Source organism: Tessaracoccus yangjingae (assembly GCF_055326235.1).
Genome location: NZ_JBUZNN010000014.1, coordinates 5,192 through 21,485 on the forward strand (window position 1 = coordinate 5,192; position 16,294 = coordinate 21,485).

Annotated in this window: 1 protein-coding gene (only partly in view); it reads left to right on the forward strand. The window is 72.6% G+C overall.

What is annotated here, in order from left to right; genetic code table 11:
• A protein-coding gene (locus ACZK5D_RS15290) for a hypothetical protein (protein ID WP_463665899.1) crosses the window boundary here: on the forward strand, positions 1 to 16,294 show its 5' portion. It continues 20,699 nt past the right edge of the window; 16,294 of the gene's 36,993 nt are visible here — the first part of the coding sequence; it begins with the start codon at positions 1 to 3; its stop codon lies off the right edge, out of view.

Below are 16,294 nucleotides of genomic sequence, written 5' to 3' on the forward strand. Positions count from 1 at the left end.
ATGGACGCGGAGCGCTCTGCTTCGACCACCCATCCGGGTGATCGTCGCGGCTCCGCCACGGCCTGGAGCCGGGGACATCGCGCCATCGGGCTGGCGACCTCGCTGACACTCGTCTTCGGCCTTACGGTCTTCATGCCGCAGCAGGCCGCCGCCGAGCCGCCCGCGCCCCCACCGCCGGTCACCGAACCGGCCACCGAATCAGGATCCGCGTCACCGCTATCTGACGCCCCCCGCAGGGTGACGCGGATCCTCAGGCTCCCCGACTCCACCACCGTCGTGGTCCTCCCCGCCGACGAAGCCCGGGCGCGGCTCGACGAGGCACTCGCCGAACTCGAGGCGCAGGTGGAGCAGGCCAGGAGGGTTGAGCAGGAACAGCGGGCCCGCCAGATCCAGGTCCAGCAGCAGGTGGTCCGCCAGCAGCAGGCCCAGCAACAGGTGCGGGCCCAGGCCCAGGCGATCTCGAAGGCGGAGGCCGCCAAGGCCGAGGCCGACGCCAGGCTCCAGGAGGCGCTCGCCGCGCTTGCCAAGGCGCTCTCCACCAGCCAGTGCACCACCGTCGGCGGCACGAACGGACAACAGGCGTCCATCTCCTGCCCCATGGCGGACGGCAGCGAAGCCACCGTCTCGGGTGACGACAACGTCCAGGTGACCGTCCCCAGCGCGTCGCCCCAACCCACGAACTCCGCCCCGCCGGCACCCGCCCCTGACCCGGCCGACGCCGGCGACGCGGCCGAGGAGCCCGAGGGGATGACCGCCTCCAGCCTGCCCAGTGACCCCGTCACGGAGTCGCTGAGCTCGGGTGAGCTCGCGTCTGCGCTGTCCCAGGCCAAGTCCGAATGGGAGTCCGCCGGAGCGGACACGTCGGGCATCTCCGCCTCGGTGGGGGACCTGTCGGGGCAGGGGCTGGGATCGGCGTCCGGCAGCTCGATCACGGTCGACGCCGACGCCGCCGGATGGGGCTGGTCGCGGATGAGCCTGATCACCGTGGTGCGCCACGAGGTGGGCCACGCGCTGGGCCTCGGTCACAGCTCGGGCCTGATGGACGACACCCTGGAGCCGGGCGAGAGCCACGGTGTGAGCGCCTCGTACCTCCCCGAGCCCGAGCCGGAACCCGCGCCCGAACCCGCCCCCGAGCCTGCGCCCGCTCCTGAACCCGCCCCGGCCCCTGAGCCTGAGCCCGCCCCGGCCCCTGAGCCTGAGCCCGCCCCGGCCCCTGCGCCTGAGCCCGCCCCGGCCCCTGAGCCTGAGCCCGCCCCGGCCCCTGAGCCTGAGCCCGCCCCGGCCCCTGCGCCTGAGCCCGCCCCGGCCCCTGCGCCTGAGGCTCCCGGCGATCCCGCGGTGGAGGCCCCGGCCGACCCCGTCGCGGATGCGGCGGCCACCGACGCGGCCGCCACTGACGCCCCGTCCGCCGACGACGCAGCTGCGGTCGGCGACCCCACAGAGCCCACCGCCGTCGAGGGCGGCACCGTGACTCCGGCCGAGGCCGTCGAGTCCGGAGAACCCACCGGCCCCACCCTCGCCTCGGAGACCGCCGCCGACGAGACCACCGCCGACGAGACCACTGCGACGGCTGCCGCATCCCCGGCCGCCGGCTGGAGCGTCACCGGCACCACCGCGACCCTCGAGGGCTCCGGCGGCACACTCGGCGTCGATGCCGAGACGGGTCACCTGCTCTTCATCGACGAGGACGGCACCGCGCACGCGGTCCCCACCGCCGGGCTGGTCACCATCATCGTCAACGCGGCCGGCGGCACCGTCGTCATCACGGGCGAGATCCGGATGACCGACTCCGGCGCCGAACTGACCATCCGGGCGCGGCAGATCACCGTCACGCCCGGCACCGTCGTGGACACCGGCTCCGGCGCCATCACCCTGAGCGCCTCCGACGAGCGCGAGTCGGGGGCCACCGCCTCCGTCCTGGTCACCGACGCGACACTCTCCGGCGGCGCGATCATGCTCGAGGCGCACGCCCGGGCGCTCGGCGCGCTGGTGGCCTCGTCGTCCGCTGCCGTCCTGGTCCGCGACTCGCGCCTCCTCGCCGACGGCGACGTGACCCTCTCGGTCTCCTCGGACGCCCGGGTGGTCTCCGCGACCACCGACGGCTCGCGCCGAGAGGTGGATGCTTCCCTCATGGCCGCGTCCAGCTCGGCCCGCGCGGGCATCGACGGCGGCTCGGTGCAGACCCTCGGGCAGCTCGCGCTGCTCGCCCGCAACAACGCCGAGCTGGCCGGTGCCGCCGTCGCGGCCGCCGGACGCATCGACCGCGACACCTCCGCCTGGGTGGACGGCGCCGACGTCGACGCCGCCGGCGTGACGGTGGACGCCCTCGCCACCGGGACCCTCTCGGTGGACGCCATGCCCGGCCTGCCCACCGCCGCCAGCCTGTCCGCGGCCGGCCTGTCCGCCGCCCAGATCGCCGCGCTCACCAGGGCCGCGCAGGGCCCGGGCGCCGTCGCCCTCGGCCTCCTCCGGAGCCTCACCCAGGCATCCGTCGCCCGCGGCACCTGGAACCTGGCCGGCAACCTCGCCGTCGGCGCCACCTCATCCGATCGTTCCTCCGTCCGGGCCGACGGCGGCACCAACCGGGGGATCGCGGTCCTGCTCGCGGACTCCAGCACCCAGGCCGAGCTATCCGACGCCACCGTCAACGGCGCCGTCGACGTGAGCGTGGAGGCCGGAAGCACCGAGACCCGGGCCGTCACCGTCCTCGGCGCCGGTGGGCTCGCCCTGCTGGTGTCCAACGCCGCCACCGCGTCGACGATCGGCGCCGGCGCCCCGCTGTCGGCCACCGGCGACGTGCTGGTCGCGGCACGCCAGGCCATCGACGCCTCGGCGACGGCAGACGGCATGGCCCTGATCCTCGGCGCCCACACGGTCGACGCCCGGGTGCTGCGGGCACTCCTCGCCGGCTCGATCGACATCAGCGCCCTCGACGGCTCCGTGGTGCGCGCCACCTCCCGCCCCGTCGTGCTCGTCACGGTCCCCACGCTCATCGACGCGCTGACGCTGGCGGGCGCGCCCGCGGCCGCGACGGCAGGCCTGGCTGTCGCAGTCGGCGCAGTGCCGCTGTCCTCGTTCGCGGCGACGGTGCTCGTCACCCGCGTCGACACCGTCGTCCCCCCGGCCGCCCCCCTGACCTCCGACGGCCCCATCAGCGTGACCGCCGTCACAGCGGGCAGCGCCTCGGCCACCGTCCACAGCGTCGAGAAGGCAGCCACCGGCCCGGTGCTCTCGCTCACCTTCGCCCGCCTCACCGCCGCCGTGCGCGTGCGCTCCACCGTCATCACCGACGAAGACCTCGAGGTCTACGCGGGCCGCGGACCCCCGGCCGCATACGCGACCTCAAGCACCTCCATCGCCCCCAGCCTCCGCGGCACCGCAGTCGATCTCGTCACCTACACCGCCACCGTCGAGCAGACGGACGCAGCTCCGGTCATCACCGTCGAGCAGCCCGCAGCTCCGGTCACCCCCACCACCGTCGAAGCCCCGGCCGGCGCGGTCCTCGTCACCGCAGCCCTGGGCGGCACCCTCACCGCGGGAGCCGCGACCCTCACCTTCGCCCCCGGCTCCCTCCGCGCAGACGCCTGGGTCACCATCACCCCCCGCAGCGCCGCCGTCGCCGGCCTCCGCACCGCATCGCTGGTCTACGACCTGCGCGCCATCGACGCCCGCACCGGCGAGGAGATCACCACCTTCCTGATCCACCCAGTGCTCACCGTGGCCGTCGCCGACGACGCGGCCCGCATCTGGTACGTCGCCCCCGACGGCTCCGTGCAGGCCATCGCCACCACCCGGAACGCGGCCACCGGCACCATCACCGCGGAGCTCCCGCACTTCTCCGACTATGTCGCTGGGTCGCCGTTGGCCACCGTGGTGGACCACATCGCCGCGATCCTCCAGCAGTACCTCGCAGACGCCGGCCCCATCAACCACGTGTTCGGCGACCTCGTGCTCGGCGACGCTCTTAAGCTCACCGGGTGGACGCTCAGCTTCACCGTCCCCACCATCGCGGGCGCGGGCGTCTACGACGGCTCGGTGTCCCTGACCGGAGCGCTGGCGCTGGACCTCACCGTCGGCTCCTGGCGGATCACCGCGTCCGCGACGCTGGCCGGCACCTACGTCCTCACGGCCGACGCCCTCGACGCCGGCGCCCTGACGCTCGCCGTCACGGGCCTCGCCGTCACCGTCTACTCCGGCGGCACCGAGGTGGCCTCCTTCGCCGCCGCCGCCGCGACCGTCAGTCAGTCGGGCGCGGACGTCACCATCACCGCCAGCACCATCACCGGCAGCTTCGGTGGGGGCGACGAGCTGACCATCGCCGCGACCTCCCTCGCCGTGATCTCGCACGACGACACCGGCGACGTGTCCCTCAGCCTCACCGGCGCCTCCGTCACCGTCGGCGGCAGCACCGGCGTCAGCCTCACCAACGCCAGCGTCGCCTACGACGGGACCTCCGGGCTGACGGTCGACGCCGACCTGGCCGTCGCCGTCGGCGCCCTGAACCTCACCGGCTCCGTCCGGATCACCCACGCCGACGACGTCCTCACCCTGGCCGTCACCGACCTGGCCGCGAGCATCGTCACCACCGGCCAGAGCGTGGTCGTCTCCGGCGGGTCCGGCACCCTCGTCCTCGGCACCGAGGTGAGCGGCACCCTCACCGCGACCCTCGTGGCCTCCGGCTACATCGACGCCAGCCTCGCCGGCACCGTCACCTTCGGCGGCGGCACGGTCCGCGCCGTGCTGGCCGCCCGCAACCTGGTGCTCGACCTCGACGGTGGGCTCACCGTCAGCGACGCCGTCGTCGGCCTGGTCCTCGAGGTCACCGACACCGACACCGCCTACGCGCTCGACGCCCGCGGCACCGTGGCGCTGACCGGCTACGCCGACGTGGCCCTCGCCGGCGCCTTCACCGTGCGCGTCAACTCCTTCGAGGCCGCCGTCGAGGAGACGGTCGCGTTCGCCGACGGCTCCGGCGACGTCACCATCGAGTTCGCCGCCCCCGACGAGGTGAGCGACGGGACCGACCCGTACCTGGCGTTCAGCGGCATCGGGCTCACCATCAGCGTGCTGGGCCAGCAGCTCACCGCCGACCTGGCATTCACCGAGACCTCCACTGGGTTCACCGTCACGGTGGCCAACCTGAGCCTGCTCTTCACCGACGGCGGCGCCCCGATCGCGTCCTTCACGGGCGGCGCGGGGTCGCTCACCTTCGTCGAGACCAGCAGCTCGATGACCGCCACCCTGTCCGGCAACCTCAGCATCACGGTGCCTGGGCTCGCCTTCTCCGGCGCCCTGAGCCTGGGGCTGAGCACGGTGGCCGGCAGCGAGTACGTCCGGGTCACCGGCGGCCCGCTCAGCCTCACCGTCGGGGGCCAGTCGGTCAGCTTCACCAGCATCGAGGTGGCCCGGGTCACCGTCGACGGCGTGACCTCCACCCGCATCCAGGCCTCCGGCGGCACGCTCGCCCTCACGGCGTCCGGCCCGACGAACCTCCTGACCGCCACCGGCATCTCGGGCGATCTCACCATCACCGCTGCCGGCGTGGCCGGGCGCCTCGAGGTCACCACCCTGACCACCGCCATCACCGGGCTGGCGTTCAGCGGAACGCTGCGCCTCGCCGTCAACACCGGCGCGGCCGCCGTCGGCGACCTGCCCGCCGGGCCGTACCTGCGCGTCGAGGCAGGCGCCACCCTCACCGTCGCCGGGCAGAGCCTCTCCGCCGCCGTGACGTTCGAGCGCGGCGTCGACTCCACCGGGGCCGTCGTGGTCCGCGCCGGCCTGGCGAACGGGTCGCTCACCTTCGTCGCCGGCACCACCACGGTGCTGGCCGTCAGCAACGCGAGCGGCGCGCTGCTGGTGACCTCCGCCGGCTTCGCGGCCAGCCTCGCCGGCACCGTCGCCGTCGGCCTCACCGGCGTGTCGCTCACCGGCACCCTCAGCGTGCAGATCAAGAACTTCGCCGCCGCCGTCGACACCACCGTCTCCGTGGGCGGCACCGACCAGTCGATCGTCCTTCCCACCGGCACCTACCTGCGGGTCCGCGGCGAGAACGTCGTCCTCGAGGTGGCCGGGCAGAAGATCTCCGGCACCATCACCGTCACCCGCGCCACGGACGTCACCGTCGCCGTCGAGGGCGGATCGCTCAACTTCGGCGACGGCGCCGTCACCCTCACCGGCATCACCGCGACGCTCACCGCCGGGCAGACCGGCATCTGGGGCAGCTTCACCGGCACCCCGTCGCTGAACCTCCCAGGCCTCTCCATCACGGCCACCTCGCTGACCGTCGAGTTGAACACCGACACCCTCACCACGCAGGGCGGCATCGCGCCGGACACCGTGCGCGTGGGCGCCACCGGTCTCGCGGTCGCGTTCGCCGGCGTCAGCATCACCGGCGGCATCTGGGTGGAGAGCAGCGCCGGCGTGCTCACCGTCGAGATCAGCGGCGGCACGGCCTCCCTCGGGCCCGTGACGCTGGCCTCGGTCAACGGCTCCCTCGTCGTGGCCCCCGACGGCGTCGCGGGCGTGCTCAGCGCCACCGTCACGCTGCCCACCATCACGGGGATCACCTTCGGCACCCCGAGCTTCACCGTCCAGGTCAACACCGCGCCGTCGCCGCGCAGCGTCGCCGCCGTGGATCTTCCCGCCGGCCCGTACCTGCGCGCGTACATGACCGGGCTCGTGGTCACCGTCGGCTCCGAGGGGTCGTTCACCGCCGACGTCGCGATCACCCGCTCCGGCACAGGCCCCACGGCGGAGACCGTCATCGCGGCCACCAACGTGACCGCGACCATCGGCGGCGACGGGCTCTACGAGGGCCAGGGCGCCCTGATCATCCGCGCTGCCGGCATCGCGGGCTTCGTGTCCGGCCAGGCATCGGCCGGCGGCTCCGGGGTCAGCATCGAGGGCTCCGTCCTCCTCCAGATCAACACCATGACCACCGCGATCGACACCGTCGTCGACGTCGGCGGCACCGACGTGGTGATCAAGATCGCCGCAGCCCCCGCGGCCAACGACCCGTTCTTCAGCCTGACGGCCTCCGACGTCACCGTCACCATCGGCGACTTCATCACCATCGAGGGCAGCGTCACCTACAGCGACGCCGTCGTGGGCGGCGCCCCCGCGCAGGTGTTCGCCGGCAGCGGCCTCTCGATCTTCCTCGGCCGCGGCCCCGCCTACACCGCCGACGGCGCCATCAACCCGCTCGCCGTCGGCGTGCTGCTCACCGACGCGACCATCGGCGTCGTCTCGATCGGCACCGGCCACGCGTTCGTGGCCACCGGCACCGTCAGCCTCATCGGCGTCCCCGGCGTGACCGTCACCGGCACCACCAGCGTCCGGATCAACACCACCGGCCAGGCCGTCAACCACATCATCGAGATCCCCGGCAGCACGGAGCCCGGCGTGGCCGTGGTCTTCGCCACCGCGGCCGAGGTCAAGCAGTTCCAGGTCTCGAACGCGACCCTCGCGTTCGCGGGCCAGTCGCTCACCGGCACCTTCTCCTTCGGGCGCACCCCCGAGGAGATCACCCTCGGCGTGACCGGGGGCGCCATCGCGCTCGGCGATGCCGTCACCCTCGGCGCCATCAGCGGCGGCCTCGTCATCCGTCCCGGCGGCATCGCCGGCACGCTCAGCGCCAGCCTCAGCGTCCCCGCCGTCGGCCTCACCGTCGCCTCCGCCGGCGTCGCGGTCAACACCACCGCCGCCGAGGCACTCGTGGACGGCGTCACTCTGCCGGCCGGCCCGTACCTGCGCGTCGCGCTCACCGGCGTGACCCTCACCATCGCCGGCCAGAGCCTCCAGGCCGACGTCGCGCTCGAGCGCCGCACCTCCGGCGGCGTGGCCACCACGGTCATCGGCCTCGCCAACGTGGCCCTGTTCCTCGGTGACGACCGCGGCACCACCAGCGGCAGCCAGGCGGACCTCGACGACGACCGGGGCGTCCGGCTGACCGAGGGCTCCGGCCTCATCGTGCTCACCGGCACCGGCGTCGCGGCCCGCATCGAGGGCACGCTCGATGTCCAGCTCGGGGACGTCGCGGAGCTCGACGGCACCCTCAGCCTCGCCATCAACACCACCAACGCCCGGGTCACCGCCTCCGTGCTGGTGGGCACCGAGACCCGCACCCTCGACGTGGCCGCCGGGCCGTACTTCCGCTTCGAGGGCACCGGGCTCGCGCTCACCGTCCTCGACGACTACGTGATCAGCGGCAACGTCTCGATCGAGCGCGTCACCCCGCTCAACGCCTCCGGCGTGCCGGACACGGCACGCCCGATGCTGCGGATCGCGGCCACGGACGTCTCGCTGGACCTCGACGGCGTCGCCACCCTCTCGGGCGGCACCGCCCTCCTGCTGCTCAGCTCGGCCGGGTTCGCCGGCCGAATCAGCGGCACCATCGCGCTCGACGTGCCGCAAGTGAGCCTCTCGGGCGGCATCGCCGTCGAGATCAACACCACCGCGGCCGCAGTCGACGAGTCCTTCACCATCGGCGGCGAGACCCTCACCCTCGAGCTCCCCGAAGGCGGCGCCACCGGCTACGTGCGCCTCGCCGGCACCGGCATCACGCTCACGATCGCAGGCCAGAGCCTCACCGCCGACGTCATCGTCGTGAAGAACGGAAGCACCACCCAGCTCGAGGTCCGCAACGCCGGCCTCGTCCTCGGCGGCGACACCCCGCTGGTCACGCTTGCGCAGCCCACCGCCGGCAACCCCGGGGCCCTGGCCCAGATCACCCTCACCTCCGCCGGCATGTACGGGGCCATCGCCGTCAACGTCACGGTCGCGGTCCCCGGCGTGTCGATCACGGGCACCGTCACCATCGCCTTCAACACCACCGCCTCGGCACAGGCCGTCGACGGCTGGGCGTCGCTGCCGGCCGGCCTGCTCCGCCTCGGCGGCCAGAACCTCACCGTCTCCGTGCTCGGCCAGAGCCTCACCGCCGATGTCACCCTCGAGCGCCGCACCACCGCAGCCGGTGCCGTCGTCACCCGGATCGGCATCGACAACGTGGAACTGGTCCTCGGCCCACTCACGGTCACCGACGGCAGCGGCCTGTTCATCGTCACCGACGCGGGCGTCGCGGGCACGCTCACCCTCACCATCCAAGCGATCAGCACGCCGTTCAGCCTCTCGGGCACCCTCGACCTGCTGGTCAACACCACCGCCTCCCGTGTCACCGAGACGCTGGCCGTGGGCGCCGGGACCGTCTCCATCGACGTGCCCGCCGGCCCCTACCTGCGGATCGCGGGTACCGGAGTCACGGTCGGCATCCTGGGGCAGAGCCTCCGCGGCGACATCGCCATCGAGCGCGTCACCGCCGCCAGCGGCACCATCACCCGCATCGCGGTGGCCAACGCCGAGCTGGCCATCGCGGCCGGCAGCGCCCGTCTGGCCCTGACCGGCGGCACCGCGCTCTTCGTCCTGCCGGCCGCCGGTGGCATGGCCGGCCGCGTCTCCGGCACGGTCGCCTTCAGCGGCGTCCCCGGTGTCGCGGTCTCCGGGGCACTCGCGCTGGAGATCAACACCACCGCCGGGCCGATCACGGAGACCATGGGCGTGGGCGCCGGCAGCGTCACGGTCAGCCTCCCCGCCGGGGGAACGGGCGGCTACCTCCGCTTCGTGGGCACCGGCATCTCCATCGTGATCGCCGGGCAGAGCCTCGCCGCCGATCTCACCATCGTGAAGGCAGACACCACCCTCACCGTGACGGTGGCCAACGGATCCCTCTCCTTCGGACCTGCCGGATCCCCGCTGGTCAGCGCCACCGGCATCAACGGCACCCTCACGGCCGCCCCCACCGGCCTCACCGGGTCCCTCGCCGCGACGCTCCAGGTCACCATCCCCAGCGTCTCCCTGACGGGGACTGTCGCTGTCGCGGTGGACTCCGCGGCGGGCACCCTCGCCGTCGACCTGACGGCAGTGAACCTCACCATCGCCGGCCAGTCGCTCGGCGCCACCCGGGTCAGCGTCCGGAAGGCCGCCAACGGCGACGTGTCGCTGGTCGTCGACAACCTGACCCTCAGCCTGGGCACCTTCGTCTCGGTCACCACCTCGCACAACTGGGACGGCGCGCTGCTCGTCACCGCACAGGGCGTCGCGGGCTCCTTCAGCGGCAGCATCACCGGCGTGTTCGACCTTCCGGGCATCACCGTCGCCGGGAACGTCCGGTTCGCCGTCAACACCATCCCGTCGGCCGTCCGCCGCCCGGACCTCGGCATCGACGTGCCCGCCGGCACCTTCCTGCACGTCGAGATCGCCGGAGGTTCGCTGACGATCGCCGGCGGCCCGGTCTTCTCGGGCAGCTTCCTGATCAGCCGCACCGGCACCGACACCGTCATCGCCTTCACCGGCGTCTCGGTGACACTCGGCAGCGGCAACGACGGCTTCAGCGTCACCGACGGCCAGGGCGCCTTCCTGCTGCTGGCCGGCACCGGGCTCACCGGTGGCATCGCGGGCCTCTTCACGGGCGCCGTCGCGGTATCCGGGGGCGCGTTTGAGGCCGGCGCGGAGATCAGCGTTCGCTACAACGGCACCAATCAGGCCATCAACCGGACCATCACGGTGGCCGGCGTCGACATCCCGATCGTCTTCACCGCCGCCCAGGTGGCGGACGCCGCCGGCCCGTACGTCAACGCCGCCATTTCCGGGGCCCTGAAGATCGGCGACTTCGTCGAGATCTCCGGCACCGTCGAGTTCGACTCCGCCGGTGGCACCGTCTCGGTGTCGAACCTCACCGTCTTCGTCGGCCAAGGCCCCGGCTTCATGGAGGACGGCACCACGCTCAACCCGCTGGCCAAGGGCCTGCTGCTCACCGGCGTGAGCGGCCTCATCAAGGGCAACGCCACCACCGGGCGCGTCATCGCGATCAGCGGCACCGTGCAGCTGATCGGCTTCACCGGCCTCACGCTCGCGGGCACGCTTCAGGTCCTGTACAACGAGACCACCACAGAGCAGGTTCTCGGGTCCGGCGACGACGCCGTCACCCTCGCCGAGGGCACCGCGCTCGCGCCCTTCATCCTCGTGGTCGGCGACCTCGACCTCGGCATCGCCGGGCAGACGCTCACGGGCTCGTTCGCGTTCGAGACCTTCACCGGCGGCGGGCTGCGGATGAAGTTCGGCACCTCCGCGCGCGACGGCGGCACCCCGCTCACCCTCAGCCTCGGCGACGGCGTCGTCGTGGCCACCGTGGCCTCCGGCGAGCTGGAGCTCACCCCGGCCGGCGTGGCCACCGTCCTCGTGGCCACCCTCGCCCTCAACGCGGGCGACGCGTTCGAGCTCACCGGCACCATCGGCCTGCAGATCAACACCACCACGGCCGTGCGCACCATCGGCGGCGTGGCGCTGGCGCCCAGCTCCCTGCGCGTCCAGGTCGGCACCCTCGCCACCCCCGCTGTGCTCACGGTCAGCGGCCAGGAGCTCAGCGGCGTGTTCCTGTTCACCCAGATCCTCGGCCCCGTCGCCCCCGGAGCTCCCGCTGGCACCGTCCCGCCGAGCAAGGCCATCATTGTGGCCTCCGCCCTGACCCTGACCATCGGCACCCCGACGGCCGGCGTGCAACTCACCGACGGCTCGGCGTTCTTCGTGGTCACGGAGGCCGGCGTGGCAGGGCGCGTCAGCGGCACCGTCACGTTCCTCATCCCCGCAGGGATCGTGAAGTTCAGCGGCACCTTCACGGTGGCCGTGAACTCGGGTGCCGCCGTCGACGAGACCATTACCCTCGACGGCACCACCGTCGTCCTCGACCTCCCCATCGGCCCGTACCTGCGCGTCGAGGGCACCGGGGTCGCGCTCGAGGTGGCCGGGCAGCGGATCACCGGCGACTTCACCTTCACGCGGCAGGGCACCTCGCCCAACTTCACCACGCAGATCACGCTCGCCAACGCCCGCGCCGCGTTCGGCGACGGCACCACCGAGTTCGCAGTGTTCACCATCACGGCCGGCTCGTTCACCATCGACGCCTCCGGCGTCACCGGGTCCGTCACCGGGACCGCCGCGCTCACAGTGCCCGGCGTCGACCTCACCGGCAACTTCACCATCACGCTGGCCGCGGCGACGAGCAGCCTCTCGGTGACCGTCACCTCGCTGCAGCTCACCGTCGGCGGGTTCGTGCTCAGCGGCGGCAGCCTGACCTTCTCGCAGACGACGGTCGGCGGCGCCAAGGTCATCAACGTGGCCGTCACCGGCCTCACCGCGAGCTTCGGCGCCCCCATCGGCACGCTCACCTTCAACGGCGCGTTCCTCATCGGGCCCGCAGGATTCGCCGGAAAGCTCTCGCTGACCGACACCAACATCCAGCTGGGCGGCGGCTACTCCGTGGCCGCGGCGAACCTGCGCCTCGAGATCAACCGCGCCACGCAGGCCGTGACGCTGGCAGACGGCAGCACGCTCCAGGCCGGCCCGTACCTCCGCATCGTCGGCGAGGGCATCGTCGTGCAGCTCGGCGACATCAGGCTCACCGCCTCCCTGGCCTTCCAGCAGGCCACGAACTCGGCGGGCCTCACCCGCACGGTCGTCGCGGTGGCCGGCGGCAGCGTGCAGCTGGGCGAGGACGCCGCGATCCTCACCGGCGTCGACGGCCTCATCGTGCTGACCTCCGCCGGCATGGCCATGAGCCTCGCGGGAACGCTGAACCTCGGCTCGCTGCTGCCCTCGGGCGTGACGGTCTCGGGCGCGTTCTTCCTCCAGATGAACCAGGCGACGGTGCGGGTGACGGAATCCGTCACGCTGGGGGGCCGCACCGTCGCCCTCGACCTCAAGGCCGGCCCGTACGTGCGCGTCGGCGGCACCGGCATCACGCTGGCGATCGCCGGCCAGTCCCTCACGGGCGACGTGGCGTTCGAGCGCTCCGGCACCACCACCACGATCGTCCTCGCCAACATCGGCCTGAGCCTCGGCGACGGCGTCCTCACCCTGAGCGGCGGCGCGGGCACCCTCACCCTGGCCCCCGGAGGCATGTCGACGACTGCCGCGGGCATCGTGGGCACCGTCTCCCTCAACGTGCCCGGCGTCGCGCTGACCGCCGAGATGAAGCTCGTCATCAACACCGCCACGTCCACGCTCGAGATCAGCGCCAACGCGCTCACCCTGGACATCGCCGGCCAGCGGCTGAGCGGCAACTTCACCTTCGCCCAGACCGGCGTCGGCGCCGCCCGCGTGGTCAAGGTGACGGCCTCCAACGTCGCGCTCTTCCTGGGCGACAACAAGGGCACCACGGCCCCCGACGACGACACCGGCCTGCGCCTCACTGGCGGCTCCGGCGTGCTCCTGCTGACGTCCGCGGGGATGGCCGTCGACATCGAGGCGACCGTCAACCTCGTGGGCCTCGGCGACATCCCGATCAGCCTCGGCACCGGCCTGACCTTCCGGCTGCAGATCAACACCGCCCCCACGCCCGTGAGCACCACGCTCGGCGCCACCGTCATCGCGCTGCCAGCCGGCCGCTTCGTGCGCGTCTCGGTGACCGGCGACATCACGGTGTTCGGCCAGGAGATCGGCGGCACCTTCCAGTTCGAGCAGGTCGCCAGCGCCGGAGCCGACCGCCGCCTCGGCACCACCGACGACGTGTCCAGCCTCAAGATCGCCGCGACCGGCGTGCACCTGTTCGTCGGCGACGACGGCGGCACCGAGGTCGAGACCGACGACGTCGGGCTCAGGCTCAGCGGCGGCACCGCCCTGCTGCTGCTCACCCGCGAGGGCATCGCAGGCTCCATCTCCGCCACCGCCGCGATCCGGCTCGGCGAAGGCATCGAGGCGTCGGCCACGGTGGCCGTCGAGATCAGCGACATGCGCCGCACCGTCGCCGCCAAGGTCGTCGGCGTCGCCGTCGACGAGACCTTCGAGGTGGCGGGGGAGACCCTCCAGCTCAGTCTGCCCGCCGGGCCGTATCTCAAGGTCTCCGCGACCGCCGTCACCCTGTCCATCGCCGGCCAGGTGCTCACCGCCGACCTCTCCTTCGAGAAGTCCACCACCCCGGGCGCCGACGGCACCCTCAGCACCACCGGCGACAACATCACCTCCACCAAGATCCGCTTCGCCAACGTGGGCCTCCGGCTCGGCACCCCCGACCGCGACATCGTCGTGGTGCGCGACGGCTCCGGCGCCTTCGACATCGTCTCGGCGGCCCAGGCCACCGCGGCCGGCGCCGGCACCAAGGCGGGCATCGCGGGCATGATCTCGGCCACCGTCGAGCTCTACATTCCGGGCGTGTCCTTCTCCGGCACCCTCGGGGTCCGGGTCAACACCCTCACCGGCAGCTGGGACGTCGACGGCGTGACGCTGACCCCCGGCATCGCGGTGGCGGCCGACGACATCTCGCTCGAGGTCATGGGCCAGAAGCTCACCGGCGACTTCGCCTTCCAGAAGAACGGGACCACCGGCGAGATCACCCTGGCGCTCAACGACGTGTCCCTGCAGCTGGGCGACGGCACCACCACCTTCGTCACCGCCACCGTGGCCACCGGCATCATCATCGTCACCCGCACCGGCATCGCCGGCGCGCTCGTGGCCGGCATCACCGTCAACCCCGACGCGGTGCCGGGCGCGGTCATCGATGTCGACGCCGTGATCCAGATCAACAACACGCCCACCCAGGTCACCCGGCCGAACGTCATCGTGGGCGGCGTCTCCCGGACCATCGACCTGGCACCCATGAGCCTGCTCGTGCAGGTGGGCCTGCCCGGCGACCCGTTCGAGATCGAGATCTTCGGCCAGAAGCTCTCCGGCGTCGCCGTCTTCGAGCAGCGCAGGACCGCGGCCGGCGCCAAGATCGTCCGCATCGCGTTCACCGAGGTCTCCCTCTTCATCGGCGACGACGGCGGCACCGATGCCGACACCACCGACGACACGGGCCTCGTGCTCACCGACGGCCAGGGCGCGTTCATCATCACCCCCAACGGCACCGCGGGCGAGGTCTCCGGCACCGTCGAGCTCGTCGGGCTGCCGCTGCGGATCGAGGCCCAGCTCACGCTGCAGCTGAACTCCATCCAGGTGGGCGGCCAGGGCGTCGTCGTCACCGAGGTGTTCCAGTTCGCCGGCGTCAACGTGCTGACCACCGTGCAGGGCACGGGCCTGCTCAACGAGGTCCAGCGGATCGACGTGCAGGCGCCGTCGGGCACCTTCACGCTGGCCATCGACGTGAACCTCAACGGCCGCATCGACACCGCCGAGATCAGCGCCCCCATCGCGGTGGGCGCGGCGGGCAGCGTGGTGGAGGCCGCACTGGACGCGCTGATCGGCGGCGCCGGCGTCGATGTCGCCGAGATCCCCGACGGCACCGACGTCGTCGGCTACACCGTCACCTGGGCGAGCACCGGCAACAAGGCTGCGATCCAGGCCAACGTGCGGCTGCTCACCCTGCCGAAGGGCCCGTTCCTGAGGGTCGCGGCCGAGAACATCGAGATCGAGTTCGTCATCGATGAGGCGCCCGACCCCGACGACACGTTCCTCATCACCGCGGACTTCGTGTTCGAGCGCCTCGGCAGCGGCCCCACCGCCATCACCCGCATCGCGCTGGCCAACCTCACCATGGGCGAGGGCCAGGCGATCGGTGACGTCGACGCGGCCGACAATCCGGGCATCGTGTCGGGCAGCGGCTTCATCGTGATCTTCCCTGCCGGGGCCGTCACCAAGCCGGCGACCACCAGCCCCGTGGCACCTGCGGTCACCACCGCCACCGGCGGCGTGGCGGGCATCATCACCGGCCAGGCCAAGATCACCGTCCCGGGCTTCACCGGCGGCGCGTCCATCGGCTTCAAGTTCAACACCACCGGCGAGGTCGTGTCCCAGTCCATCGTGGTCGACGGCGAGACCATCAGCCTCGACGTGCGCGCCCCCAGCGCCAGCGAACTCACCGGCGTGTTCGAGTTCGTCGTGCAGGACCTCGACTTCAGCTTCGGCGATCCGCCCGTCCTGGAGATCCGCGCCGGCGAGTTCAGCATCTCCGGCGGCGCGTTCGACGGCACCGGCCTCGAGATCTTCGTCGGCTCCGGCCCCTCGAAGGTCGGCGGCGCCGTCAACCCCAAGGCCATCGGCGTGCTGATCAGCAACGCCTCCGTCTCCTTCCGCACCGACGCCAGCGGCTGGGCCATGCGCGTCAGCGGCACCTTCGGCCTGCTCGGCCTCGACGGCCTCAGCCTCACCGGCCTGGTCCAGTTCCAGGTCAACACCTCGAGCACCAACCGCTTCACCAGCCTGCAGAGCGTCGGCACCATGACCGGCGTCAACGGCGTGGATCCCGACACCTTCAACTTCGCCGTCAACAACGCCGTGCTCACCGCCGGCGACATCGTCACCCTCGGCG